27 protein-coding genes are annotated in these 25,840 nt (G+C 66.4%); 15 read left to right on the top strand and 12 right to left on the bottom strand.

Translation table 11 applies throughout. The annotated features are described in order from the left end of the window. Positions 1 to 497 precede the first annotated feature (497 nt). Positions 498 to 2,471 (top strand): methyl-accepting chemotaxis protein, encoded by a 1,974-nt coding sequence (locus RSO68_RS06985; protein WP_315585943.1) that lies wholly within the window; start codon positions 498 to 500, stop codon positions 2,469 to 2,471. Positions 2,472 to 2,602: 131 nt separating this feature from the next. Beyond that, the gene (locus tag RSO68_RS06980) at positions 2,603 to 2,968 is read left to right on the top strand and encodes a flagellar protein FlaG (protein ID WP_315585942.1); all 366 of its coding nucleotides are present in this window, start codon (positions 2,603 to 2,605) and stop codon (positions 2,966 to 2,968) included. On the opposite strand, the gene fliE is transcribed toward RSO68_RS06980, so the two are convergent. After that, positions 2,969 to 3,298 (bottom strand): flagellar hook-basal body complex protein FliE, encoded by a 330-nt coding sequence (gene fliE, locus RSO68_RS06975; RefSeq protein ID WP_315585941.1) that lies wholly within the window; start codon positions 3,296 to 3,298, stop codon positions 2,969 to 2,971. Between the two features lie 252 nt (positions 3,299 to 3,550). Between fliE and fliF the strand changes: the two genes are divergently transcribed. The 13 genes from fliF to fliR all read left to right on the top strand — a co-directional run bounded on the left by fliF (position 3,551) and on the right by fliR (position 14,823). Then, positions 3,551 to 5,269: a flagellar basal-body MS-ring/collar protein FliF gene (gene fliF / locus RSO68_RS06970; RefSeq protein WP_315585940.1), complete on the top strand. Its 1,719-nt coding sequence runs from the start codon at positions 3,551 to 3,553 to the stop codon at positions 5,267 to 5,269. Continuing rightward, complete coding sequence (gene fliG, locus RSO68_RS06965; protein ID WP_315585939.1) at positions 5,262 to 6,266, top strand: flagellar motor switch protein FliG; 1,005 nt, start codon at positions 5,262 to 5,264, stop codon at positions 6,264 to 6,266. The genes fliF and fliG overlap by 8 nt, the downstream gene beginning before the upstream one ends. Further along, positions 6,259 to 7,011, top strand: coding sequence for a flagellar assembly protein FliH (locus RSO68_RS06960; RefSeq protein WP_315585938.1), 753 nt, complete (start codon positions 6,259 to 6,261; stop codon positions 7,009 to 7,011). The genes fliG and RSO68_RS06960 overlap by 8 nt, the downstream gene beginning before the upstream one ends. Next, on the top strand, positions 7,011 to 8,402 hold the full coding sequence (gene fliI / locus RSO68_RS06955) for a flagellar protein export ATPase FliI (protein ID WP_315585937.1): 1,392 nt from the start codon (positions 7,011 to 7,013) through the stop codon (positions 8,400 to 8,402). Before RSO68_RS06960 ends, fliI begins: the two co-directional genes overlap by 1 nt. After that, positions 8,399 to 8,860: a flagellar export protein FliJ gene (gene fliJ, locus RSO68_RS06950; RefSeq protein ID WP_315585936.1), complete on the top strand. Its 462-nt coding sequence runs from the start codon at positions 8,399 to 8,401 to the stop codon at positions 8,858 to 8,860. The genes fliI and fliJ overlap by 4 nt, the downstream gene beginning before the upstream one ends. Positions 8,861 to 8,879: 19 nt before the next feature. After that, positions 8,880 to 10,307, top strand: coding sequence for a flagellar hook-length control protein FliK (locus RSO68_RS06945; RefSeq protein WP_315585935.1), 1,428 nt, complete (start codon positions 8,880 to 8,882; stop codon positions 10,305 to 10,307). A 132-nt stretch (positions 10,308 to 10,439) separates the two neighbouring features. Continuing rightward, positions 10,440 to 10,919, top strand: a complete 480-nt coding sequence (gene fliL / locus RSO68_RS06940; protein ID WP_315585934.1) for a flagellar basal body-associated protein FliL — start codon at positions 10,440 to 10,442, stop codon at positions 10,917 to 10,919. Between the two features lie 21 nt (positions 10,920 to 10,940). Continuing rightward, positions 10,941 to 11,984 carry a flagellar motor switch protein FliM gene (gene fliM, locus RSO68_RS06935; protein ID WP_315585933.1) on the top strand — a complete coding sequence of 348 codons (1,044 nt, stop codon included), beginning with the start codon at positions 10,941 to 10,943 and terminating at the stop codon, positions 11,982 to 11,984. Then, on the top strand, positions 11,977 to 12,477 hold the full coding sequence (gene fliN, locus RSO68_RS06930) for a flagellar motor switch protein FliN (protein WP_315585932.1): 501 nt from the start codon (positions 11,977 to 11,979) through the stop codon (positions 12,475 to 12,477). The genes fliM and fliN overlap by 8 nt, the downstream gene beginning before the upstream one ends. Next, entirely contained in the window at positions 12,474 to 12,914 is a 441-nt protein-coding gene (gene fliO, locus RSO68_RS06925; RefSeq protein ID WP_315585931.1) for a flagellar biosynthetic protein FliO, read from the top strand. The genes fliN and fliO overlap by 4 nt, the downstream gene beginning before the upstream one ends. Before the next feature lie 65 nt (positions 12,915 to 12,979). Beyond that, on the top strand, positions 12,980 to 13,669 hold the full coding sequence (gene fliP, locus RSO68_RS06920) for a flagellar type III secretion system pore protein FliP (protein ID WP_315586212.1): 690 nt from the start codon (positions 12,980 to 12,982) through the stop codon (positions 13,667 to 13,669). A gap of 67 nt (positions 13,670 to 13,736) precedes the next feature. Further along, positions 13,737 to 14,006: a flagellar biosynthesis protein FliQ gene (gene fliQ / locus RSO68_RS06915; RefSeq protein ID WP_315585930.1), complete on the top strand. Its 270-nt coding sequence runs from the start codon at positions 13,737 to 13,739 to the stop codon at positions 14,004 to 14,006. Positions 14,007 to 14,022: 16 nt separating this feature from the next. Then, complete coding sequence (fliR, locus tag RSO68_RS06910) at positions 14,023 to 14,823, top strand: flagellar biosynthetic protein FliR (protein WP_315585929.1); 801 nt, start codon at positions 14,023 to 14,025, stop codon at positions 14,821 to 14,823. 137 nt (positions 14,824 to 14,960) lie between these two features. On the opposite strand, the gene flgL is transcribed toward fliR, so the two are convergent. The 11 genes from flgL to flgB form a co-directional block, all read right to left on the bottom strand. Continuing rightward, a complete protein-coding gene (flgL, locus tag RSO68_RS06905) occupies positions 14,961 to 16,184 on the bottom strand; it encodes a flagellar hook-associated protein FlgL (protein ID WP_315585928.1) in 1,224 nt (407 codons plus the stop codon). A gap of 17 nt (positions 16,185 to 16,201) precedes the next feature. Then, positions 16,202 to 18,172 (bottom strand): flagellar hook-associated protein FlgK, encoded by a 1,971-nt coding sequence (flgK, locus tag RSO68_RS06900; protein ID WP_315585927.1) that lies wholly within the window; start codon positions 18,170 to 18,172, stop codon positions 16,202 to 16,204. A 64-nt stretch (positions 18,173 to 18,236) separates the two neighbouring features. Next, on the bottom strand, positions 18,237 to 19,262 hold the full coding sequence (gene flgJ / locus RSO68_RS06895; protein WP_315585926.1) for a flagellar assembly peptidoglycan hydrolase FlgJ: 1,026 nt from the start codon (positions 19,260 to 19,262) through the stop codon (positions 18,237 to 18,239). After that, positions 19,262 to 20,356: a flagellar basal body P-ring protein FlgI gene (locus RSO68_RS06890; RefSeq protein ID WP_315586211.1), complete on the bottom strand. Its 1,095-nt coding sequence runs from the start codon at positions 20,354 to 20,356 to the stop codon at positions 19,262 to 19,264. Before RSO68_RS06890 ends, flgJ begins: the two co-directional genes overlap by 1 nt. Positions 20,357 to 20,411: 55 nt before the next feature. Further along, positions 20,412 to 21,107: a flagellar basal body L-ring protein FlgH gene (locus RSO68_RS06885; RefSeq protein ID WP_315585925.1), complete on the bottom strand. Its 696-nt coding sequence runs from the start codon at positions 21,105 to 21,107 to the stop codon at positions 20,412 to 20,414. A 39-nt stretch (positions 21,108 to 21,146) separates the two neighbouring features. Beyond that, positions 21,147 to 21,929: a flagellar basal-body rod protein FlgG gene (flgG, locus tag RSO68_RS06880; protein ID WP_315585924.1), complete on the bottom strand. Its 783-nt coding sequence runs from the start codon at positions 21,927 to 21,929 to the stop codon at positions 21,147 to 21,149. A 27-nt stretch (positions 21,930 to 21,956) separates the two neighbouring features. Continuing rightward, positions 21,957 to 22,712 carry a flagellar basal body rod protein FlgF gene (locus tag RSO68_RS06875; protein WP_315585923.1) on the bottom strand — a complete coding sequence of 252 codons (756 nt, stop codon included), beginning with the start codon at positions 22,710 to 22,712 and terminating at the stop codon, positions 21,957 to 21,959. 15 nt (positions 22,713 to 22,727) lie between these two features. Next, the gene (gene flgE, locus RSO68_RS06870; RefSeq protein WP_315585922.1) at positions 22,728 to 23,996 is read right to left on the bottom strand and encodes a flagellar hook protein FlgE; all 1,269 of its coding nucleotides are present in this window, start codon (positions 23,994 to 23,996) and stop codon (positions 22,728 to 22,730) included. 63 nt (positions 23,997 to 24,059) lie between these two features. Then, complete coding sequence (locus RSO68_RS06865) at positions 24,060 to 24,773, bottom strand: flagellar hook assembly protein FlgD (RefSeq protein ID WP_315585921.1); 714 nt, start codon at positions 24,771 to 24,773, stop codon at positions 24,060 to 24,062. A 4-nt stretch (positions 24,774 to 24,777) separates the two neighbouring features. Beyond that, positions 24,778 to 25,185, bottom strand: a complete 408-nt coding sequence (gene flgC / locus RSO68_RS06860; protein ID WP_315585920.1) for a flagellar basal body rod protein FlgC — start codon at positions 25,183 to 25,185, stop codon at positions 24,778 to 24,780. A gap of 15 nt (positions 25,186 to 25,200) precedes the next feature. After that, the gene (flgB, locus tag RSO68_RS06855; RefSeq protein ID WP_315585919.1) at positions 25,201 to 25,608 is read right to left on the bottom strand and encodes a flagellar basal body rod protein FlgB; all 408 of its coding nucleotides are present in this window, start codon (positions 25,606 to 25,608) and stop codon (positions 25,201 to 25,203) included. Between the last annotated feature and the right edge of the window lie 232 nt (positions 25,609 to 25,840).

Below are 25,840 nucleotides of genomic sequence, written 5' to 3'. Positions count from 1 at the left end.
CCATCTTCCGGTGCCCCTGGCACCGCACAAGCTGCCGGACGGGACAAGGACCAACAAGACCCTATGGGCCTCGCTCGCCCAGCATATTTCCTGCCCCTCTAAAGTCTCGGCAGACCCTGCTGATAGCGGCAACGCGATGCAAGAAACCTCCACCGATGCCTCCAAGACAGCGAAAAAGACACGCAAGGGAACATCAGGGAGCTCATCGATGAATAAGGCGCCACCGCTGCGTCGGACAGCTGGGCGCCATCGCTCGGCACGCGGACAACACAATCATCACGATCATCAGCGATACCACCAACACTCGCACTCTTGATCCAGGTCAGAGCATCACCCCGCGAAGGTGCATAACGGCTCAATTCCCTCCCTCCAGGGCCGATAGCCACTATCGAAGCTTGCAGCTTCGCGGTGCACCGCTACAAGACAGTCTGGCCCCCGCAAGCTCAAACAACACGATTGATCGGTGGCCGCTGCCGCCAAACACTGGAGTGTCTTTCATGAACCACCTACTGCACCGCATCCCCATGGGCAGGAAGTTCCTGATCACATTGCTGCTCCCGCTGTTGGCCCTGGCCTGGTTCGCCGGCAGCGGCATTCTCGAGCGCCAGCGACTGGCCACCAACATGGTCGAGCTAGAGTCTCTCACCGACCTGTCCCGACAGGCCGGCAACCTGCTCCATGAGCTGCAACGCGAACGGGGAATGTCGTCCGGCTTCATCGGCAGTCAAGGCAAGGCCTTCGGCAACCGGTTGCTCTCCCAGCATAACGCCAGTGATCAGGCCATGAATGCTTATCGCCAGACCCTCGACAGCCTCGACCTGGCTGTACTGAGCGATTCACTCGCCAGTCAGGCAGTCGATATCACACAGCGACTCTCCGCCACCTCGACCATCCGCCAGCAGGTTCAGCGGCTTAACGTGAGTGTCGAGGAGGCCGTGGCACACTATACCAGCCTCAATGACGCCCTGATGGCGATGATCGGCCGCTTGACACACCTCACCGCCGATGCCGATATCTCACGACGCCTGGGCGCCTACTTCACCCTGCTAAAGGCCAAGGACCTAGCGGGTATCGAGCGAGCCCTGCTCGCCAATGCTTTCAGCACGAACCTCATGCGTACCGAAACCCACCAGCGCCTGTTATCGATGCTCGGACAGGAGACAGCCTACCTGGAAAGCTTCCGTACCTTGGCCAATGACGAAACCGAACAGCAGCTCACGGACATTCTGAATGATGAGGCGGTCAAGCGCGCCGCCCCGTTGCGCCAGGTTGCATTGGACCTGGGCGTTGCCGGCGGCTATGACGTCGATCCACAGCAATGGTTTGACCGCCAGACCCTCAAGATCGATCGGCTCAAGGGCCTGGAAGACACTCTGGCGCAGGGCGTGCTGGCACAGGCGGCCAGCCTGCGCCGGGAAGCACGCCAGGACCTGATCAGCTACCTGATCATCTCACTGGTCGCCGCTGGCCTCGCCATTCTGATCTCGGCGCTGATCGTGAGGAGCATCGTGCACTCGCTGCGTGCCGCCCTGGATAGCATTGCAAGCCGCGGCGGCGATCTGGCCCGCCGTCTGGCCGTTCCGGGAAGCGATGAGCTGTCTCAGCTTTATGCCGCTTTCAATTCCGCCTCAGAGGAAACCGAGGTCCTGGTGGGCAACATCCAGCGCAGCGCCCTGTCAGTCGAACTTTCCAGCGGGGAGATCTCCCAAGGCAATCAGGATCTTGCTCAGCGTACCGAAGAGCAATCCGCGTCGCTGGTCGAGACCGCTTCAAGCATGGAGCAGATCACCGCCACGGTACGCCATACGGCCGAAAACGCCCGCCAGGCGGAGTCGATGACCGATGAGGTAACCAGCCAGGCAGGCAATGCCAGCGATGTGGCAAACCGGGCCCGACAGGCCATGCAACAGATCCATTCAGCCAATCAGGAAGTGACCAGTATTGTCGAAGCCATCGACAACATTGCCTTCCAGACCAACCTGTTGGCCCTCAATGCCTCAGTCGAGGCGGCCCGTGCCGGTGAGCATGGCCGTGGTTTCGCCGTGGTGGCGGCTGAGGTGCGCAAGCTCGCCAGTCGCAGTGCCGGAGAGGCAGAGCAGATCCGCAAGCTGATCGCCAACAATGTGGCTCGCATCAACGAGGGAGAGACACTGGTCCACAGCACCAGCGAAACCTTGGAAGCCATTACCCGCCGCATCCAACAGGTCGCTGGGCTGGTCCGCGACATGTCCGCCGCCACCAGTGAGCAATCAGCAGGCATCGAGCAGATCAATCAGGCCATCACACAGCTTGAAGAAGTCACCCAGCAGAATGCCGCTCTGGTAGAGCAGGTCGCCTCCGCCAGTCGCTCTCTGGACGAACAGGCCGGCGACATGGCGCGCCTGGTGAATCGTTTCACTGTCAGTGACACACCGAACCCGGTGTGGACGGCCAACCAGGGAATCGCAACGCAAAACACAGAAACGGCTTGAGAAGCTCTCCAGAATGCCGATGCTAAAGCCATCACACGTCATGGCCGATAAAGGATCGTGGCGTGATGGAAGGACATCGCGCCATGACGCCGACACTCCCGATAAGATCGAACAAGAAAAGGTCACTGCTCATGTCGCTCTACTCCTCCGAGATCACCGCAACGTCCCAGGCCTCCTCCCCGCTCACGGCCCGCCAACGGCTGGAGGGCCTGCTGGGCAATTTGCCCCCTGCGGACGAGGCGGTGGCTCGAGGTGGGGCGGGTGGAGCAACGCCGCTCGGTCGGGACGAGCTGGTCGCACCCCTCCAGCGCATCAACGAGGTGATGCGCCCATATGGCGTGGAGTTCGAGCTGAGCGAGGCGACGTCGCGCCTGGTGACCCGCGTTGTCGATCGCGAGAACGGCGAGCTGATCCGCCAGGTCCCGTCGGAGGAGGTACTGCGTATCGCCGAGCGCCTGGACGAACTCCAGGGGCGGCTGATCCGCCTGGAGGCGTGATCACACCTGCATGTTCATGACGTCCTTGTAGGCCGTGACCAGGCGATTGCGCACCTGGATGCCCATCTCGGTGGCCACGCTCGCCTTCTGCATGTCGACCATCACATCATTGAGCTCCACGCCCGGCGTGCCGGCCTGGAAGGCCTCGGCCTGGGCGCCGGCCTCGAGCTTCAGCTCATTGATACGGTGGATGGCCGACTGCAGCTCGCCGGAGAAGCCGCCACCGCCTACCTGGGTATCGACCCGCTGGCCGCTGGAGGGCTGAGACGCCGCCTGGCTGGACAACGACTGCATCTGGGAGAGGATCGACTCGATCGCGGGCGCGCTCATCACAACCACCTTGACCTGTAGGACACGGGAATAGGACAGGCAGGCTACCAGCCCGAGCTCCGCGGCCAAGCGGCCAATTGCCTCATAAAAACGGGGCTTTTCTGGCCTTTAGGGTGACAGCGGGGGCGGATAATGGCCGCCATCAGAATTCCGCCCATTCCGAGGGCGGTCAACCGCGATGGACGGACAGCACTCGATGTCTTCTGCCTTGACGAACTTCGCTAACGCCTCCCGCCGCGCCGGGAGGCCCGCATGAGCAGTGGCGCCTCCGCCACCAACCCACAGGCCGGCCAGGGTGCGGCAGGGTTCGCGCGCCTGAAGGAGCAGCTGCGCGGCAACCCCCTGGTCTTCCTGCTGATCGCGGGGGCCGCCTCGATCGCGATCATCGTCGCGCTGCTGATGTGGGCCCAAAGCCCCGACTACCGCGTGCTCTACAGCAACCTCAGCCAGGCGGACGGCGGCAGCATCATCAACGAGCTGGATACCCGCGGCGTGCCCTACCGCTTCAGCCAGGGCGGCCAGGCGCTGCTGGTGCCCGCCAACCGGGTGCATACCCTGCGCCTGCAGCTGGCCGAACAGGGGCTGCCCAAGGGCGGCAACGTCGGCTTCGAGCTGATGGAGAACCAGGCCTTCGGCATCAGCCAGTTCGCCGAACAGATCAACTACCAGCGCGGGCTGGAGGGCGAGCTGTCGCGCTCCATGGAGTCGCTGGGGCCGGTCAAGGGCGCCCGCGTGCACCTGGCGTTGGCCAAGGATTCGGTGTTCGTGCGCGACCGCGAGCCGGCCAAGGCCTCGGTAGTACTGACCCTGCATCCCGGGCGCGTGCTCGGCGAGGGGCAGATCAACTCCATCGTGCACATGGTCTCGAGCAGCGTGCCGGAGCTGGCCGCCGAGGCGGTGACCGTGGTCGATCAGGATGGCCGCCTGCTGACCGCCCCCCAGAGCAACGGCCTGGGGATGGACGGCACCCAGCTCGAGTACATCGCCGAGGTCGAACGCTCCTACCAGCAGCGCATCGAATCCATCCTGGCGCCGATCCTGGGCAACGAGAACGTCAAGGCGCAGGTCACCGCCCAGGTGGACTTCTCCCGCCGGGAAGAGACCTCGGAGCGCTACGCGCCCAACCAGCCGCCCAACGAGGCCGCCGTGCGCAGTCGCCAGAGCAGCGTCAACTACAGCGGCAGCGACGACCTGGCCGGCGGCATCCCCGGCGCCTTGAGCAACACGCCGCCCGGCGCCGCGGCGTCTCCGGTGGAGAACCCTCCCGAAGAGGAAGAGGGCGGCGAAGCCGAGCAAGCCGGCGAGGACACTCCCCAGGCGACGCGCAACCTCAATCGCGACGACGTGATCAACTACGAAGTCGATCGGCGCATCTCCCATGTCCAGCACCGTCGTGGCCAGGTGGAAAGGCTGTCGGCCGCCGTCGTGGTCAACTATCGCCCGACCCCGAATGAGCAGGGCGTGATGCAGCCGACCCCGCTCAGCGAGGTCGAGATCGATCAGATCGAACGCCTGGTGCGTCAGGCCATGGGCTTCTCCCAGGCGCGCGGCGATGAGATCGCCGTGGTCAACAGCCCCTTCACGCAGACCGAGCCGGAGATCGAGCCCCTCGAGTGGTGGCAGCAGCCCGATGTCCAGCAGCTGGCCCTCAATCTGGGACGCTACCTGCTGGTGGGCCTGGCGATCCTGCTGATCTACCTGCTGATCCTGCGCCCGCTGATCAAGCGCGCGACCCAGGCACCGCAGCCGGCCACCCAGCCCGCTCCCTCCTTCCAGGCTAGGGTCGGCGAGGAAGACGAGCAGAGCGCAACTGTCGACGGCCGGGAAGACGAGACCACCTATGACAAGCCGCGACGCGCGCGCAAGGCCTCGGGCTACGAGGACAACCTCAAGGACCTGCGCGAGATGGCCGAGGAAGACCCGCGCATGGTGGCGATGATCGTTCGCAGCTGGATGAACAAGCATGAGTAAGCCACAAGAGATGAGCAACGCGCGTCGCAGCGCGATCCTGCTGCTGGCCCTGGACGAGGACAGCGCGGCCGAGGTGTTCAAGTACCTCGCTCCCGCCGAGATCCAGCAGATCAGCACGGAGATGGCCCACCTGGACCAGATCTCCCACGACGAGATGCGCCAGGTACTCAAGGCCTTCAGCGACGAGACCGAGGAGTTCATCGCGCTCAATCTCAACTCCAGCGAGCACATCCGCTCGGTGCTGACCAAGGCACTGGGCAGCGACCGCGCTTCCAGCCTGATCGAGGACGTGCTGGAAACCAGCGGCTCGGGTTCCGGCATCGATGCCCTGAACCTGATGGAAGCCTCGATGGTGGCGGAGCTGATCCGCGACGAGCATCCACAGATCATCGCCACCGTGCTGATCCACCTGGATCGCCACCAGGCGGCGGACGTGATGGCGCTGTTCGACGACAAGCTGCGCAACGACGTGGTGCTGCGCATCGCGACCTTCAGCGGCGTGCAGCCCGCCGCCCTGCAGGAGCTCACCGAGGTGCTGACCAACATGCTCGACGGCCAGAACCTCAAGCGCAGCAAGATGGGTGGTGCCCGCACCGCGGCGGAGATCCTCAACCTGATGAACTCCAACCAGGAAGAGGCCGCTATCGAGACGGTGCGCTCCCACAGCGAGGACCTGGCGCAGAAGATCATCGACGAGATGTTCCTGTTCGAGAACCTCATCGATCTGGACGACCGCAGCATCCAGATGATCCTCAAGGAGATCGACACCAACTCGCTGGTGGTGGCCCTCAAGGGAGCGCCGGAGACGCTCATGGACAAGTTCATGCGCAACATGTCCCAGCGTGCCGCCGACCTCATGCGCGAGGACATGGAGGCCCGCGGCCCGATCCGTGTCTCCCAGGTGGAGACCGAGCAGAAGACCATCCTGCAGGTGGTGCGACGCCTCGCCGACGGCGGCGAGATCGTGCTGAGCGGCGGAGACGACACCTATGTCTGAGCCCGGCGCATCGGACAGGGACAACGGCCACTCTCCCTGGCGCCGCTGGCAGATGGGCGAGCTGCAGGCCCCGCCGCGCCGGGCGCCGGGCGAACCCGAGCGCCACCAGGAGGCGCAGCAGTCCGCCGCGCGGCGCGACGCCGAGCGCCGCCAGGCAGAACTCGAGGCGCTGCGCGAGAAGGTCCGTCGCGAGGCCCATGAGGAGGGCCTCGCGGCCGGCCGCGAACAGGGCCATGCCGAAGGGCTGGCTCAGGGCCTCGAGGAGGGACGCCGGCAGGCAAAAGTCGAGATGGACGCGCGGCTCGACGAGACGCTCACGCCCCTCACCGAGCTCGCCGGCGCCTTCGGCGAGGCACTCGAATCCCTCGACGAGACCATCGCCGAGGATCTGGTCGACCTGGCGCTGGCCACCGGGCACCAGCTCGCCGGCGAGGCCCTCAAGGCAAGACCCCGCCAGGTGCTGGAACTGGTGCGTGCGCTGCTGCACACCGAGCCGCCACTGGTCGGCCAGCAGCGACTCTGGCTGCATCCGCTCGATCACAAGCTGGTGAAAACGCACCTGGGCGACGAGCTCTCGGCCGCCGGCTGGACGCTGCAGCCGGACGACCAGCTGAGCCGCGGCGGCTGTCGAGTCACCAGCGCCAACGGCGAGCTCGATGCCACCTGGGAGAGCCGCTGGCAGGCCGTGAAGGCGCAGGTCCGCCACCGGCGGCCCGCCGCTCAAACATCGGAGGATGATCAGTAGTGGCCGAGTCGCTGTCTGCCAATTCACACCAGGCTCACTGGCAGCGCGCCCTGCGTGGCGTGCGCGGCCGTGTGGAACCGCTGCCGCCCTGCCGCACCAGCGGCCGGGTGGTGCGGGCCACGGGCCTGGTGATCGAGGTGGTCGGCCTGCAGGTAGCACTTGGCAACGCCTGTCGTATCGAGCTCCCGGCCGGGCACAGCGGACAGGAGCGCTTCGCCGAGGCTGAGGTGGTGGGCTTCTCCGGCGATCGGCTCTATCTGATGCCGCTGGCCGAGATCACCGGCTTGATGCCCGGCGCCCGAGTCTTTGCGCTGACCGAAGGCGCGAACGACAGCGCGCGACGCTTTCCCCTAGGCGAGTCGCTGCTGGGTCGCGTGGTCGACGGCAACGGCACCCCTCTGGACGGCCTGGCACCGCTCGATGAGGCGCCCCGCGCCCCACTCTCCACGCCGCCGCTGAACCCCCTGGCGCGCGCCCCCATCGAGGAGCAGATCGACGTCGGCATCCGCGCCATCAACGCCCTGCTGAGCGTCGGCCGCGGCCAGCGCATGGGGCTCTTCGCCGGCTCCGGGGTCGGCAAATCGGTGCTGCTCGGCATGATGGCGCGCTACACCCGCGCCGACGTGATCGTGGTCGGCCTGATCGGCGAGCGGGGCCGAGAGGTCCAGGACTTCATCGACAACATCCTCGGCGAGGAGGGCCTGCACCGCTCCGTGGTCGTGGCGGCGCCCGCCGACACCTCGCCGCTGCAGCGCCTGCAGGGGGCCTCCTACGCCACGCGCCTGGCCGAGGGCTTTCGCGACCAGGGGCGCAACGTGCTGCTGATCATGGACTCCCTGACCCGCTACGCCATGGCTCAACGCGAGATCGCCCTGGCCGTCGGCGAGCCGCCGGCGACCAAGGGCTACCCGCCCTCGGTGTTCGCCAAGCTGCCGAACCTGGTCGAGCGCGCCGGCAACGCCGAGCGCGGCGGCGGCTCGATCACCGCCTTCTATACCGTGCTCACCGAGGGCGACGACCAGCAGGACCCCATCGCCGACTCGGCCCGCGCCATTCTCGACGGCCACATCGTGCTGTCGCGGACCCTGGCGGAGGCGGGCCACTATCCGGCGATCGATATCGAGGCCTCCATCAGCCGCGTGATGACCGCCGTCGTCGATGCGCAGCAGCAGCGCCAGGCCCAGCAGTTCAAGGGGCTCTTCTCGCGCTACCAGCGCAACCGCGACCTGATCAGCGTCGGCGCCTATCACCCGGGCAACGACCCGCAGCTCGACGAGGCGGTACGGCGCTATCCCCAGCTCGAGGGCTTCCTGCAGCAGCGCATCGAGGAGAACAGCAGCATGGACAACGCCCGCCAGGCCCTGGCCGGCGTCCTCGGAGGACCGTCATGAGCCGCGATCACAGCTCGCTCGACACCCTCGTCGAGCTCGCCCGGGAGGCCCGGGACCAGGCCGGGCAGACCCTGGCCGGCGAACAGCGCACCTCGAGCCAGGTCCGTCAGCAGCTGGATTCGCTGCACCGCTATCGCCAGGAGTACGCCGACAAGCTGAACGCGGCGATGCGCGACGGCATCGACCCGGCCACCATGCGCAACTACCAGCAGTTCCTCGCCTCCCTGGACGATGCCCTGATGCGCGCTCGCCAGGCCCTGGCCGCTCAGCAGCAGAAAGTCGAGCGCACCCGCCAGCACTGGCAACAACAGCAGCAGCGCCTGTCGTCCTACGACACCCTGGCCGAACGCCGAGAGGCCGTCAGGCGCCGCGATGAACAACGCCGGGAACAGCACGTCAGTGATGACCTGGTCAACAACCGACTGGTCCGCCAGCGCTCGTCCCACTTCGAGCACTGAGCCGACAAGGAGACTGTCGATGGATATCCAGCTGCTCATCAACGCCCCCGGGAATGCCGCCGGGAAACACGCCGCCGCCGGGGACGCCAAGGCCCCGGGGGGCGAGTTCGCCCGCCACCTGGCCGGCGCGAGCCAGGCCCATGGAGAGGGCGCCGGCAAGACCGCCGCCCCAGCGCCACAGGCGACCAGCTCCTCGCTCACGCCGCTGGCCGCGACACACGGCCAGGGCGAGGCGTCCGCCGATGCCGCCGCCAGGAACGAGGCGCTCAAGGCCCTGCTGGCCAAGGCCTCAGGCGCAACGGGAGCCACCGGCGAGACCGGGGAAAAGGGCAAGAACGCCGGCACCTCTTCCCTGCTGGCGCCGCTGCTCGACGGCAAGGCCGGACGAGAGGCCTGGACGCGCCTCTCGGCCGACGATATCGAGGTCGCCCTTCAATCTCTCGAACAGGGAGCCCCGCGACCAGGCGTCGGCGAGACGGCAGGCGAAGGCAGCGGCGTCTGGGACGCGCTGCAGGAGCGCCTCGCGCTGATCGAACAGGCCGGCCGCCCCGAGGCGGACGACGCCTCCGCACTGCTGCCCCTGGCCGCCGTCGTGAATCAGGCCAGCGCCAGCGCGCCGGGCACGGCCAGCCTCGCCGGCCCGGCGACTCGCGGGCCCGGTCAGGAAGTACGCACCAACCCGCTGCTCGAGGCGATCGCCGCCGACCGCCGCGCGCTTGCCGGCCCGCCTCAGTCGAACGCGGCGGCGCTCTCTGCCAACGCCGAGCGCCCGGCCGAGCTTGCCGCCGGCAACGCGCAGACCACGGCGTCGGCCGACGAGGCGCTTCGTTTCTCGGCCGTCAGCGACGCCCTGCTGGCCCAGCGCGGCGAGAGTTCGCGGGCCCCGGGGGGTAGCGAGCTGATCGGCCAGGGCGCGGCGAACGCGATGACCGGCGCCATGAACGGCGCAACGGGAGGCGGCATGGCCGGCGCGACGGCCGGCGCGTCCGCCATGGCCCAGGCCAGCCTGACGGCACCGTTGGCGAGCCCCGCCTGGTCGCAGCAGCTGGGGCAGCAGATGGTGCGTCTGAGTCAGCAGGGCGGCGAGCAGCGCGTCGAGCTCAAGCTCCACCCGGCAGAGCTCGGACCGCTGTCGGTCTCGCTGAAGATGGGCGATCACGGCGCCCAGGCGCAGTTCGTCTCCGCCCATGCCCAGGTGCGCCAGGCGCTGGAACAGGCCATCCCGCAGCTGCGCGAGGCGCTCGCCGAGCAGGGCATCAGCCTGGGCGAGACCTCGGTGGGCGAGCAGCGCCAGGGTGGCACCGAAGGCGACGGCGCCTCCGGCCAGCCTGGTGGGATGCTGGCCTCGGGGGGAAGCGATGACGCCGAGGAGGGGACGACCGTCACCCTCGAAGAGCGCGGGAGCCGCGAGCGCGCCCTGGACGGGCGCGTCGACCTCTACGCCTGAGCGGCGCCCGGACCGGGCGCCAAACGCACAAGATAGGCGCCATCCGCGGGCCTGTTCGGATCATCATCACCCCTTCACGGCCCGCATACTGCGGCGTCAGTGTCGGCAACTTACTGCAACCTAGGAATGAGAATGGCGAAATCCAGTGGCGGCTCGCGCAAGCTCCTGTGGATGATGACGGTGCTGCTGATCCTCTCTAGCTCGGCGGCGGCGGTGGCGCTCTACATGGTGCTCAGCCAGCCCGAGAACGAGGCGCAGTCGGCGCTCAACGTCCAGGCGGAGCCCGAACCCCAGGCGCCGATCTTCCTGCCGATCGAGCCCTTTACCGTCAATCTGGCCGACGATCAGTACGGGCCCCGCCTGCTCTATACCGGTCTGTCGCTGAAGCTCGGCAACGAGCAGAGCCAGGCGGTGCTCGAGCAGCACATGCCCCAGGTGCGCAGCCGCCTGCTGATGCTGTTCTCCGGCAAGCAGGCCGCGGAGCTGACCTCGCCGGGCGGCAAGCAGCGCCTGGCCGAGCAGGTCATCGCCGCCCTCGAGGCGCCCATGTCGGACAATCAGCCGGAACCGGCCATCGATGACGTGCTCTTCACCGAGTTCATCGTGCAATAGGCTGGGGGTAGCCAACACGCCATGTCCCAAGACGATCTGCTGTCCCAGGATGAGATCGATGCCCTGCTCAAGGGCGTCAGCGGTGATGACGAGCCGGAAGCCAACAGCGGCGGAACGGCCCGCGTGCGTCCCTACGACCCGGCCTCTCAGCACCGCATCATCCGCGAGCGCCTGCACGCGCTGGACATCATCAACGAGCGCTTCGCGCGACACTTCCGCATGGGGCTGTTCAACCTGATTCGCCGCAGCGCGGATATCACCGTGGACTCGGTCCGCTACCAGAGCTACAGCGAGTTTTCACGCAACGTGCCGGTGCCGACCAACATCAACATGATCGCCATGAAGCCGCTGCGTGGCTCGGCCCTGATCGTGTTCCCCCCGAGCCTGGTGTTCATGGTGGTAGACAACCTGTTCGGCGGCGACGGGCGCTTCGTGACCAAGTCCGAAGGACGCGAGTTCACCAATACCGAGCAGCGCATCATCCAGCGCCTGCTGAATCTCGCCATCGACGCCTACAGCGAGTCCTGGAAGTCCGTCTACCCCCTCGAGATCAGCTTCCTGCGCTCCGAGATGCAGTCGAAGTTCGCCAACATCACCAACTCGCCCAACGAGATCGTGGTCAACACCAGCTTCAACCTCGAGGTGGGCAATCTGGCCAGCAACTTCCAGATCTGCATGCCCTACGCCATGATCGAGCCGCTGCGCGACCTGCTGACCAACCCCCTGAGCGATGGCAGCAAGGACCAGGACGGCACCTGGACCCGGCGCATGGCCGGCGAGATCCGTCACTCCGAGATCGAGCTGGTCGCCAACTTCACCGACATCCCGAGTCGCATCGACCACGTCATGGCCCTCAAGGCCGGCGATGTGCTGCCCATGGAGCTTCCCGAGACGGTGACGGCAAGCGTCGACGGCGTGCCGGTGATGGAGTGTGAATACGGCAGCCAGAATGAGCAGCACGCCCTGCGCGTGCTGCGCATCTTCGACCATGCCGCCGACCATGCGCCGGCCGATGCCTTCGTGAAAGGCTCCAGGCCGCAACCCAAGGAATCTTCCCATGACTGATCCCAACACCCCCGATCAGAACATCAGCGACGACGACTGGGCCGCCGCCATGTCGGAGCAGCAGGACGAGGCGCCCGCCGCCGAGGACGATCCCTGGGCGGAGGCGATGGCCGAGCAGGCAGCCGCGGAGCCGGAACCGCAGGCCGAGGCACCCGCCGCCCCGTCCTCCGCCCAATCCGCCGGCAGCAGCGTCTTCCAGCCCCTCGAGGCGAGCCAGGGCACGGCCGCGGGCCGCGATCTCGAGATGATCATGGACATCCCGGTCAAGCTCACCGTGGAGCTCGGCCGCACCAAGCTGACCATCAAGCAGCTGCTCGAGCTCGCGCAGGGCTCGGTGATCGAGCTGGATGGCCTGGCCGGCGAGCCCATGGACATCCTGATCAATGGCTACCTGATCGCCCAGGGCGAGGTCGTGGTCGTCGAGGACAAGTACGGCATCCGCATCACCGAGATCATCACCCCCTCCGAGCGAGTCCAGAAGCTCAACCGATGAGCGAGGGCGCGACCGACACGTCATCCGCCGGCCTCGACGCCGCCGTCAGCGGCGGCGAATCTCTGATCGGCATGGCCACGCTTGGCAAGACCGCCGCCGCGCTGGGGCTGATCCTGGTCATCATCCTGGTGGCCGCCGCCGTACTGCGCCGCTGGGGCCTTCCCCATCAGCGCCACGGCCGCCATCTGCGGGTCGTCGGCAGCACGGCGGTGGGCACCAAGGAGCGCGTGGTGATCGTCGAGGTGGAGGACACCTGGCTGGTGCTCGGCGTCGGCGGCGGCCAGGTCAACAAGCTGCATGACCTGTCGGCCCCGGCCACCTCTCAGGAATCTACTCCCTCGAAAGGGCCGAGTTTCGAACCGGGCGACGCCTTCGCCACGCGCCTGGCCAAGGCGATCCGGCACAACGCCGGCATCGACCGAGGAGGCAAGGCGTGAGCCACACCGTCTCGAAGCGAATACTGCTGACGCTGGCCCTAGCGGTGCTGCTGGCCTCGCCCGCGATGGCGCTGGCCCAGGAGATCCCCGGCATCGTCAGCCGGCCGATGGAGGAAGGGGGGCAGCAGTGGTCGCTGTCGCTGCAGACCCTGCTGCTGCTCAGCTCGCTGGCCTTCCTGCCGGCGGTGCTGCTGATGATGACCTGCTTCACGCGCATCATCATCGTGCTGAGCCTGCTGCGCACCGCCATGGGCACCCAGGCCACGCCCCCCAATCAGGTGCTGCTGGGACTGGCGCTGTTTCTCACCTTGTTCATCATGGCACCGGTGCTCGACCAGGTGCACGAATTAGCCTGGGTGCCGCTTTCCAACGACGCTATCAGCTTCGATGAGTTTCTCGCCCGCGCCCAGGGCCCCTTCCGGGAGTTCATGCTGGCCCAGACCCGCGAGCCCGACCTGGCGATGTTCGCCGGCCTGGCCGATATCGGCGAGCTGCAGGGGCCCGAGGACGTGCCGATGCGCATCCTGGTGCCCTCCTTCGTCACCAGCGAGCTGAAGACCGCCTTCCAGATCGGCTTCACCATCTTCATCCCCTTCCTGATCATCGACCTGGTGGTGGCGAGCGTGCTGATGTCGCTGGGCATGATGATGGTGCCCCCGATCACCATCTCGCTGCCGTTCAAGCTGATGCTGTTCGTGCTGGTGGACGGCTGGCAGCTGATCATCGGCTCGCTGGCCGAGAGCTTCTATCTGTGAATCCATGTGCCGGGATTTCAGGTTCCTTGATGCCAGGCGGCACGAACGCACTGATGAGGAGACCACGATGACACCGGAAGAGGTGATGAACATCGCCTATCAGGGAATGCGCGTCACGCTGCTGTTGGCAGGTCCGCTGCTGCTCACCGCCCTGGCCACCGGCCTGCTGGTCAGCCTGTTCCAGGCCGCCACCCAGATCAACGAGATGACCCTGTCGTTCATCCCCAAGATCCTCGCCGTGTTCGCGGTGCTGGTGCTGGCCGGCCCCTGGCTGCTGACCCTGATCATGAATTTCACCCGCGAGCTGTTCGGCAACATCCCCGCGATGATCTCGTGACGCGGAACCAACGCTGATGGTGGAAGTCACCTTCGCACAGCTGCACGGCTGGCTGGTCGCCTTCCTGTGGCCCTTCGCGCGCATCACGGCGCTGATGCTCAGCGCCCCGCTATGGGGCCACTCCAGCATCCCGCGTCAGGCCAAGCTGGGCCTGGCCGGCGCCGTGGCGGTGGTGATCGCCCCGGTGCTGCCGCCGATGCCCGAGATACCGCTATTCTCCTGGGCAGGCTTCGGCATCCTCGTCGAGCAGCTGTTGATCGGCGCCGCCATCGGGCTCACGGTCAGGGTCATGCTCGTCGTGGTGCAGGCGTCGGGGGACTTCATCGGCCTGCAGATGGGCCTGGCCTTCGCCACCTTCTTCGACCCCTCCAGCGGCACCAACATGGTGGTGCTGTCGCGCATCCTCTATATGGTCACGCTGCTGATGTTCCTGGCCTTCAACGGCCATCTGATGGTGCTGCAGATCCTGGTAGCGAGCTTCGAGACGCTGCCGATCGGCATCGGCCGCTTCAACCCGGAGGCCTTCATCATGCTGGCCCGCTACGGCGGCACCATCTACACCGCCGGCCTGCTGCTGGCCCTGCCGCTGGTGGCTGCCCTGCTGATCATCAACCTCTCGCTGGGCATCCTCAACCGCTCGGCGCCCCAGCTCACGGTCTTCAATATCGGCTTTCCGACCTCGCTGACGGTCGGCCTGATCCTGCTGATGGTGCTGATGACCGACCTGGCGAGTTTCCTGGAACGGCTGTTCAGCCAGGGGCTGGCGTTCCTGCAGAACCTGCTGGAGACCATGGCGCCGCTGCCGATCGCCGGCTGACAAGAACGCCCCGGCCGGGACCGGCAGCGGGGCGGAGGAGGCGGGATGGCCAAGGATATCGGGACACGCTGCGCCGGGCTGTCATCAGAGCGATTTGGCAGCGCGCCTTCTCTCCACGCCTATCTGGCGAAACTGGCCTAGAGGAACTGGAAGAGCGACATGCCCTTCATGTCGGCGAAGGCCTTCTGGGAGGCCTGCAGGCCCACCTGGCGCAGGCTGTACTCGCCGATCGCCTCGGCGTAGTCGAGATCGACCAGGTCCGACAACGTCTGTTCGTAGTTGATCATGCGGTTGCCGCCGACGGAGTCGACCACGTCAAGCTCGTTGAGGCGCGCACCGACCGAGGCGCGGGTGGTCAGGACGTTATCCAGGCTGTTGTCGAGCTCGCGCATCGAGGTGCTAAGCGTGTTGCGCAGGGCGGCCTTATCGGCGGCGTTCTCGGTCGGATTCTCGAGCACGCCAAGGGCATTCTCGAGGGTCGTAAAGAGATCGGTATTGCCCTGGTCGGCGGGCTTGACCGCGATGGTATCGCCATCGACTGGCTCGCCCTCGAGCTCCAGGGCGAGACCGTCGAACTCGATGCGCACCGGCTCTTCACTGTCGGGCTCGTAGCCCTCGGGGCCGGCAACTGTGCCGCTGCTGTCCTTAACCGTGTAGGTATACCCCGAAGCAGCATCACCGCCAAAACTGATGGTGTAGGGCTCGTTAGGCTCCACCTCCTCCTGGTCGACGATCTGCGGGCCCTTGAAGGTCACATTCCCGTTATTGCCGTCACCCGCGGTGGCCACGTGGCCGGCGCCGCTAGGCACGCTCTGGAAGATGGCCTGTCCGTTATCGCTGACCTTCATCAGCCGCGAGGCGTCGATGCGCTGCTCGCGATTGTTGCTATCGCCCACGTACTCGACCCCGCCTTCCTTCTTGACGAAGGGCTCGGTGCTGTCGTTATAGCCCCCGAACAGGTGGCGGCCGTTGCCGTCGGTGGCGTTGGCCTGGCCGATCAGCGTCTCGTAGACGCCGCGCAGCTCGGAGGCCACCGACTGGCGGTCGGCATCGCTCAGGGTGTCGCTGGAGGCCTGGATCATCAGCGTCTTAGCGCTGGTGACGGCATCGCTGACGCTGTTGAGCACGCTCTCGGTCTGGGCGAGGGCGTTGCGCGCGCTGACCCGGGAATCCGCATGCTGCTGGGTGACCGCCCGGGCCTGATCGACACCCACGGCGCGAGACGCGGCCTGGGGGTCATCAGAAGGGTTGACCACCCGGCGGCCGCTGGCGATCTGCTGGCTGACCTTGAGGAAATCGCTCTGCTGGCGATTCATGGACGAGACGCTCTGCTCGAACATGGTGACGCTGCTGATACGCATCTAGGACTCTCCAAAAATCAGTTGCGCAGACCGAGGATGGTGTCGATGACCGTTTTTCCCGTGTCGATGACCTTGGCATTCGCCTGATAGAACTGCTGGTAGCGGATCAGGTTGGCCGCCTCCTCGTCCAGGTTCACGCCGGATTCGGACTGCTGCACGGCCTTGAGCTGATCGGTCAGCCCCTGCTGGGCGTCCAGGTTGACCTGCACGATGTTGGTGCGGTTGCCGACGTCGCTGACCATGGCGCCGTAGGCGCCACTCAAGCTGGCAGAGCCGCTCACGACGTTCTTATCCTGCAGGTCCTGCAGGGCCAGGGCGTTGCGGTTGTCGCCGCTTCCCGCCGTACCTTCCTCGAGAGTCAGGCTCGAAGTCTTACCAGCCGTCGGCAATTCGCCGATCGTGAAGCTCACGCCATCGACCGTCACCACGTCCCCCGCCTTCAGGCTGGCAGCCGCAGTACCCGCTGCATCCTGAACCTCGCCGCTGCCGTCGACGTTGCGAACCTCCCCATTGACCTCCACCTGACCGGGAATGGCGTCGGTAAAGGTCAGCGCGCCATTCTCGTCCAGCTCGAGATCGTAACTGGCGCCATCCTGAAACGCCCCCTCCTGGGCCTGGACCTTCTCGACTGACATGTCACCGCCGGTCGTGAACAGTGCACCCGCCGCGATCTTGTCCAGATCGGAGATGGCGCTCTCCAGGTTACCGGCCGCGCGCCGCACCGGTTGAACCTCGAAGCGATCGTTCTGCGCCATATTGGCAGTATCATCGAAAGTCAGCGTTACGCCGCCGAAGCTCAGCTCATTACCATCGAAGTTGACGCTCTCAGGATCTGAGCTATCCAGCACGGCGCCGGTATCCTTGCGAACTATCTCGAAATCGGATGCAGCAGAGGGAGAATCGGTCTTTGCCCGAACGGTGTAATCGGTTGCCTTGAGCTGATCGATGTTGGCGGTATCGAAGGCCGTATCCGCTACCTTGGCACTGCCGTCGTTGCCCTCCGCCGAGAAGGACCGGGGCTGGCCGATGTCGAAGAAGGCACCGCCCTGCTCGCCGTCGAGGTCGACGCCGTTGGCGTGCTGCTGGTTGAACGCCACGGCCAGCGAGACGGCCATCTGGCCAATCTGGTTCTGGGTCTTGTCGAGAGTCTCGGCGCGGAAGTCCATCAGCCCGCCCAGGGTGCCGCCAGTGACGATATCCTCATCCAGGGCCACCAGGCTGCCGCCGGAATCGCGATAGCCCAGCACGGTGCGCTGGGGGTCGGCGGGGGAGTCCATCGCCTCGAGCTTGAACTGCTGGGTGCCGGCGACCAGCGGCTGGCCATTGGGCAGGCTGACGTTGTAGGTCTTGCCGTCCTGGATATTGAGGCGAACATCCATGCGCTCGCTGAGCTCGTTGACCAGCTGGTCACGCTGGTTGAGCAAGCCGTTGGGCGCCTCGCCACTGCGCGCCCGGGCCAGGGCGATCTCGCGGTTGAGACCGGCAAGCTGCTCGGTGGTGTTGTTGATCTGGGTGACCTCGTCGGCGATCTGGCCGTTGATGCCCTCCTGCATGTCCTGCAGGTAGCCATCGAAGGAGCGAAACTGCGCGCTCAGGGTATCGGCCGACCCGAGTACGCCCTGACGGGCCGCCGGGTCCGAGGGCGCGCTGGCCAGATCCTCCAGGGAGGAGAAGAAGTTCTGCATCAGTGGCGCCAGGCCGGCCTCGCGATCCGCGAGCAGGCTGTCGATCTGGCCGACCTGATTGGAATAGGTCGCAAGGGCGCTGGATTTGCTGGTGGCGGCGTTGAGCTGCGAGGCCACATAGTCGTTGAACTGGCGCTGGATGTCGTTGACCTGTACGCCCCCGCCGCCGGTGGAGGTCTGGCCGAGAATCGCCACCTCGCGGTTATAGCCCGGCGTGAAGACGTTGCTGATGTTGTTGCTGGTGGTCGCCAAGGCGTTCTGGGCCGCGTTGAGGCCACTCAGTCCTGTGGAGAAGATACTCATGGCGTGATTTCCTTAGGCCGATAGCCGTCATATCGGCAGGGCAGCGGCACTCTTGAGCGCTGAATCAGTACGGAGTGCCATAGGGCGAAACGGGGCCGCGGCTCGCCAGGGCCGTGTCGCCGGCCAGCGGGCCCAGGGTGTCCATCACGGCGATCAGCTTGTCGGCGTAGGCCGGGTCGGTGGCGTAGCCGCCCTGCTGCAGGGCGCGGGCGGCCTGGTCGGCGCTGCCCGCAGAGACCACGCCGGCATAGCGCGGATTATCGCCGATCAGCCGGGCATAGTCGGTGAAGGCCTCCTCGAAGGAGCCATAGACCCGGAAGCGATCGCGTACAGGCTGGCGCTGGCCGTCGATCACCTCGTGGGTGAGGATCTCGGTGGTCTCGCCCTGCCAGGCGCTGCCGGCCTTGATGCCGAAGAGGTTGTGGCTGTTGCCGCCGCCGGCGGTGGCGATCTCGTGTCGGCCCCAGCCGGTCTCCAGCGCCGCCTGGGCCAGGATCAGCTCGGCCGGCACGCCGGAGGCACGACTGGCCGCCTGAGCGGGTGCCTCCAGGCGCTCGAGAAAGTCATGCACGTGGGCGGGCCGCTCATCGCGGGGCCGAGAGGCGGCCTCCGAGGTGGCAGTCGTCTGCAGCGCGTCGATAAAGGAGCGCGGCATCGACGAGGCATCCGTGTCGGCCTCGTCTTCCGGGCGCAGGGCGTTCTCGAGGGGACGCGGCGTGCCACGGGGAATCCCAGCGATCAGCGCCTCGATCTCGCCGTCACGGGCCGGCGGCGCGCCGCCGACGCGGCCGTCGAGCTGCGCCGTCAACCGCTCGGCCAGGCCCACGCCGCGCTCGGCCATGCCCTGGGACCACTGCTTGTCGAGCAGCTCCTGGAAGTACTCCGTCTGGCGGTTATCGAGCAGCCCCGAGGAGGGCACGGCGTCGCGCATGCTCTTCATCATCATCTGTACGAAGAGCGCCTCGAACTGCTTGGCCGCGGCATCCAGGCCCTCGCCCGGGGTCTGGCGGGCGCTGTGCTTGATCCGCTCGAGGCCCTGGACGTCGAGGGCGAACTGCCCGCTCATGGTGTCGGGAGCGTTCAGGCTCATCAGATGATCTCCAGCTCGGCGCGCAGCGATCCGGCCGCCTTGAGGGCCTCGAGGATCGACATCAGGTCATTGGGCGTGGCGCCCAGCGAGTTAAGGGCATCCACCACCTCCATCAGATCGGCGCCCTCCACGACCTTGAGGGTGCCAGGCTGCTGCTCGATGCTGATCTCGGTGTCCTGCACCACCACGGTCTCGCCGCCCCCGAAGGGATTGGGCTGGCTGACGCCCACATCGGTGTCAATGACGATGGAGAGGTTGCCGTGGGCGACCGCGGCCTGGCGCAGGGTGACTGCACCATTGAGCACGATGGAGCCGGTACGCGAGTTCAGCACCACCCGCGCCGGCGCCTGGGTGGGCGTGACCTCGATGTTCTCGATGCGCGCCATGAAGTTGACCCGGGCATTGGCGTCCAGGGGGCCATCCAGGGCGATCACCCGGCCGTTGCGGGCGGCGGCCACGGTGCGTCCGAACTCTCGATTGATGGCGCTGACCACTCGCTGGGCGGTGCCGAAGTCGGTGCTGTCGAGCTCCAGCTCGAGCAGGCCGCCGTCGGCCCCCAGCGCCAGCGGCACCTCACGCTCCACGGTCGCTCCGCCACTGATGCGCCCGCCGGCCTGCTGGTTGATCTGCACGCTGGCGCCGCCGGCGGAGGCCCCGGCACCGCCGACCAGCAGGTTGCCCTGGGCGATGGCATAGGTGTCGCCGTCGGCGCCCTTGAGTGGCGTCATCAACAGGGTGCCGCCGCGCAGGCTGTCGGCGTTGCCGACCGAGGAGACCACCACGTCGAAACGCTGCCCGGGACGGGCGAAGGGTGGCAGGTCGGCGGTGACCATCACCGCCGCCACGTTGCGCAGCTGCATGTTGGTCCCCGGGGGAACGGTGATGCCCAGCTGCGAGAGCATGTTGGTCAGGCTCTGGCCGGTGAAGGGCGCCTGCATGGTCTGGTCGCCGGTGCCGTCCAGGCCGACCACCAGGCCGTAGCCCACCAGGGCGTTGTCGCGCACCCCGGCGAAGCCGGCCAGCTCGCGCAGGCGTTCGGCCTGGGCCGGCAGCGCGACCAGGCAGCACAGGGCCAGCGCCAGCAAACGGCCCATCAGCGACGCGCGGCGGGACATCGTGCGAGCGGTGCCGAAGTTCATGCGATCACCATCAGAAGGGCGAGATATTGAGGAAGAAGCGCTGCAGCCAGCCCATGTGCTGCGCCTCGTTGATGTAACCGTTTCCGACGTACTCGATGCGCGCATCGGCCACCGAGGTCGAGGGCACAGTGTTCTGACCGGTGATGGTGCGCGGGTTGACCACCCCGGCGAAGCGGATGAACTCGGTGCCCTGGTTGATGGCGATCTGCTTCTCGCCTCTCACCCGCAGGTTGCCGTTGTTCATCACCTCGACCACCGAGACGGTGATGGTGCCGGTGAAAGAGTTGTTGGCCTCGGAGCCCCCGCCGCCCTCGAAATCGCTATCTCCGGAGGCGGAGATGTCGAAGCCGAGCTCGGCCAGCTGCTCGATGGCGTCGGCCTGCTGGTCGAAGCCCAGGCTGGAAGAGCCGTTGCGATCGGCATTGGAGCGGGCGTTCTTGCTGGCACTGACCTCCTCGTCCAGCACGATGGTCAGGATGTCGCCCACCATGCGCGGCCGGCGATCCTCGAACAGCGGCTGGTAGCCACGATGCGCCTGATAGATGGAGCCGTTGGCCCGCGGGGCCGGCCGATCCGGGATCATGATCTGTTCCTGCTCGCCGACCACCGAGGCGTGCGGCACCTGGGCACAGCCGCCCAGCAGCAACAGCACCAGGATACAGAGCCCGCGCAGGCGCCACCCGCTGTCGAGAATTCCGGCATTCATGACCACTCTCCCTCTCTCACCCACGCTCCCCCATCGTCGTTACAGCTGGGCGAGGCGCGCCAGCATCTCGTCGCTGGTTTTCACGGCCTTGCTGTTGATCTCGTAGGCCCGCTGGGTCTGGATCATGCTGACCATCTCTTCCACCACGTTGACGTTGGAGGTCTCGACATAGCCTTGGGAGAGGCGACCCGCGCCGTTCAGGCCGGGGATGCCCTCGTTGCGGGGCCCGGAGGCGGTCGTCTCGGTGTAGAGGTTACCGCCGATGCTCTCGAGCCCGGTGGGATTGACGAAGGTGGAGACGGTGATCTGACCCACCTCGTTGGATTGGGTGCTGCCCGGCTGTTTCACCGACACGATGCCGTCCTCGCCGATGCTCACCGACAGCGCGTTCTCGGGGATGATGATCGCCGGCTCCAGTGGATAGCCGTTGGCGGTGACCATCTGGCCGTTGGCATCCAGCTGGAAGCTGCCGTCGCGGGTATAGCCGGTGGTGCCGTCGGGCATCATCACCTGGAAGAAGCCGTTGCCGTTGATGGCGAGATCGCGGGAGTTGCCGGTGTTCTCAAGCCCGCCCTGGGTGTGCAGGCGCTCGGTGGCCACCGGGCGCACGCCGGTGCCGACCTGCATGCCCGACGGCAGACGGTTCTGCACGTCGTTCTGGGCACCGGGCTGGCGCAGGTTCTGGTAGAGCAGGTCCTCGAACACCGCCCGCGACTGCTTGAAGCCGTTGGTGTTGACGTTGGCCAGGTTGTTGGAGATCACGTCCAGCTTGACCTGCTGGGACTCCAGACCGGTCTTTGCCGTCCACAGTGACTTGATCATCTAGGCATTCCTCATGTTCGGGGCATCTCAGCTCAGGGAGAGCAGGCTGTTGGCGCGCTGGGCGTTCTCGTCGGCGGTGCTGATGACCTTGGTCTGCATCTCGTAGCGCCGCGCCACGTCGATCATCGACACCATGGCGTCCACGGCGCCGACGTTGCTGCCCTCCAGGGCACCGCTGACCAGCCGGGCCTGATCATCGGCGGGCAAGGCCGCCGGGGCGTCCTCGCCCTCGGGTGGGGCTCGGAAGAGCCCGTCGTCGCCACGGCTCACGCCCGCCTCACCCGGCGTGACCAGCTTGAGGCGGCCCACGGCGACCAGGGCGTCGGAGCCCTGGCCCTGGGCGATGGCGCTCAGGGTGCCGTCGCTGCCAACCGAAAGCTGGGCGCCCAGGGGCACCTGGATGGGGCCGCCCTCACCGATCACCGGGCGGCCGACGCTGGTCACCAGGCCGTCACTGTCCACTTGGAGATCGCCGCGGCGCGTGTAGGCCTCGGTGCCGTCCGCCGCCTGGACGGCGAGCCAGGCATCGCCCTCCATGGCCACGTCCAGCGCCCGGCCGGTGCGATTCATGGGGCCGGGCGCGAAGTCCGCCCCCGGCGTCGAGGCGGCCACCGAGACTCGCGTGGGCAGGGCGCCGTCGCCTTGGACCGGCACGGCGCGCATGGCGTGCAGCTGGGCGCGAAAGCCGACGGTATCCACGTTGGAGAGGTTGTGGCTGACCACCGACTGCTGCTCCATGCTCTGCCGGGCGCCGCTCATGGCGGTGTAGAGGATGCGATCCATGGCTCAACTCCCGCCTTAACGACTCAGGTTGATCGAGGCCTGCAGGACTTCGTCCTGGGTCTTGATGGTCTGGGAGTTGGCCTGGTAGGCGCGCTGGGTGACGATCATGTCCACCAGCTGCTTGGCCAGGTCCACGTTGGAGGTCTCGATGGCGCCTGACTGGATGCTGCCCAGCACGCCGGTGCCGCCGACCCCCACCAGCTCCTGACCGGAAACCTCGGTAGATTCCCAGGCGTTGTCGCCTACCGCCTTGAGCCCCTCGGGATTGCGGAAGTTGGCTAGCACGATCTGACCCGCCGGGCGAGACTGCTCGTTGGTGTAGTTTTTCATCACGGTGCCATCGTCCTCGATGGTGATGCCGACCAGGGCACCGGAAGTGTAACCGTTCTGGGTCAGTGCATTGGTCGCGGAGGCGTTGCCAAACTGGGTGGAACCGGCGATATCGAGACCGAAGGCCATTGCCGCCGGCCCGGTACCGAGCGGCGTCGTGGCGTCGTTGGTTACGTTGATGGTCGGCATGTTGTCCGGGGTCGCCGGATTGCCATTGATGGTGTCGAGCTCACCATTGTTGTCAAACGATAAGGTGAAGTCGTTGGCAGAGTTGTAGTGGCCGTCCATGGCCACCTTGGCGCTCCAGGTGTTATCGGCCCCGGTTTTATTATAATAGACAGTGACGTTTTGCGGGTTGCCCAGCGAGTCGTAAACCGAGAAGTTGTTCGAGTAGTGGTAGTCGATGGTCTGCTCGGTGCCACCCGGGTTGCTCATATCGGTAGACACGGTGGCCTGGCTAAGGTCGTCGCCAACGATCTTACGAGCGTCCAGGTTGAAGGTGGTGGACACGTCGGTGGTGGCGCTGGCCGCCATGTCGTCCGCCGGCACCTGCAGCACCTCGGGCTGGCCGCCGACCTGCACGTTACCGGCCGCGTTGAGGCCGTAGCCCATGAGCCGCGCACCCTGGGCATTCTGCAGGAAGCCGTCGGCGGTCATACTCAGCTGACCATTGCGCGAATAAACCACCTCGCCCTCTTGCTGAAAGCGATAGAAGCCCTGGCCGCTGATGGCGAGGTCCAGCCCGCGACCGGTGTTCTCGATATTGCCCGCGCCGAAGTCCTGAAGCACCTGGGAGACCTTGGTCCCGAGGCCGGTGGATCCGGCGAAGACGTCGGCGAACTGCGCGCTGGAGCTCTTATAGCCCACGGTCTGAGAGTTGGCGATGTTGTTGCCCAGCACGTCGAGGCTGGAGGAGGCGGCGTTCAGGCCGCTGAGCGCTTGTGAGAAACCCATGTCACTGTCCCTGCGTTAGCTGAGTATCGAACGGAAAACGGCTCGTGATCGAGCGGCCCGCCATCAAAGGATCTGCTTGATATCCGAGAGCCCGACCCGGCCGTAGACGGCCCCCAGATCGAGCTGCACCTGCCCGCCGTCGGTCGGCGGCGTGACGCTGCCGACCACGGCGTAGTTGAGGGTCTCGACCGGCACCGCCTCGTCCCCGCGAGTCGCCTCGACGCTGACGCGATAAGCACCGTCGGCGGCGGTCTGGCCGTCGCTGGTCTGGCCGTCCCAGCTGAAGGACTCCACCCCGGCCTTCGCCGAGCCCATGTCGTAGCGATTCACCACCTGGCCGGACTGGTTGGTGATGGTGACGATGACGCTATCGGCGGGCTGGTTCAGCTCGATGCCGAAGGGGGTGGTGGTCACCTCGGCCTGTTCGCCCTCGGCGGCCTCGCCCTGGCTCAGCAGCACGCGATCGCCGGGCACCAGCACGCCCTTGCCGATCAGCCCGGTGGCCTGGAGGGTCTGGCCGGCGTCGATCTGTCCGGTGATCGCCGCCATCGACTCGTTGAGCTTCTCGATGCCGCTGACGGTGTTGATCTGCGCCAGCTGGGCGGTCATGTCCTCGTTTTTCATCGGACTGAGCGGGTCCTGGTTCTGCAGCTGCGTCACCAGCATGGTCATGAAGTTGTTGCGCAGCTCGTCCGACTGCTTGGCACTCAGGCTCGCGCCACCCGCCGCGCCGCCGTTCATGGCGTTGATCACGCCGCTATCGATGGAAGTCGCCATCTGCTTATCCCTCGCCCAGGGTCAGTGTCTTGAGCATCAGCTGCTTGTTGGTGTTCATCACCTCGACGTTGGCCTGGTAGGAGCGCGAGGCGGAGATCATGTTGACCATCTCGCCCACAGGGTCGACGTTGGGCATGGTCACATAGCCTGCGTCGTCGGCCAGGGGATGGCCGGGGCGATACTCCTGGCGCATGGGCGAGGGGTCCTCCACCACTTCGCGCACGCCGACACCGCCGATGCCGTCGCGCGACTGGGCGCGCGTCTCGAACATCACCTGCTTGGCCCGGTAGGCCTCGCCGTCGGGCCCGGCGACGCTGTCCGCGTTGGCCAGGTTGCTGGCGGTGACGTTCATGCGCTGTGACTGGGCACTCATGGCCGAGCCGGAGATATCGAAGATGGAGAACATCGACATACGGTCACTCCTGGATTATTCGGGCTGCATGGCCTTCTTGAGGCCCTGGATACGGCTGTTGAGCATCGTCAGCGCCGCCTGGTAGCGCACGGAGTTGTCGGCGAACTGGGTGCGCTCGCGGTCCATGTCGACGGTGTTGCCGTCGAGGCTCGGCTGGGCAGGCACCCGATAGAGCAGATCGCGAGAGCTCGACATCGCCCCCTGGCTCTCGAGGTGGCGCGAGGAGGTCCGCGACAGCGCCAGGCCGTCGCTCCCGCCCTGCTGCACGGCCTTGTTGAGCTCGCTGGCGAAGTCCATGTCGCGGGCCTTGTAGCCCGGCGTATCCGCGTTGGCGATGTTGCTGGCCAGCACCTTCTGGCGCTCCTGGCGCAGCCCCAGGGCCTGCTGGTGGAAATTCAAAGAGGCTTCGAGCCGATCGATCATCTCGGCGCTCCCCGCAAAAGGTATGAGTCGACGGTGGAGAATAGCCAAGCTCCTGTCATGACAAAGGCTCGAACAGCCGGCATTCGGATAGCCAATTCACGTATTCCGTCGGGAGAACGACCGCTAGAATCGTGACATTCGCTCCCGTCATGGCCTCGACATGCTCCGCCACCGCCCATCGCCTCGCCTTACGAGACATGCCGCCTGCCTGCTGGCGACAATTCTGCTGCCG

The sequence above is a fragment of the Halomonas saccharevitans genome (assembly GCF_032333995.1).
GTDB lineage: Bacteria > Pseudomonadota > Gammaproteobacteria > Pseudomonadales > Halomonadaceae > Halomonas > Halomonas saccharevitans.
This window is presented reverse-complemented; position numbering and strand designations above follow the sequence as displayed.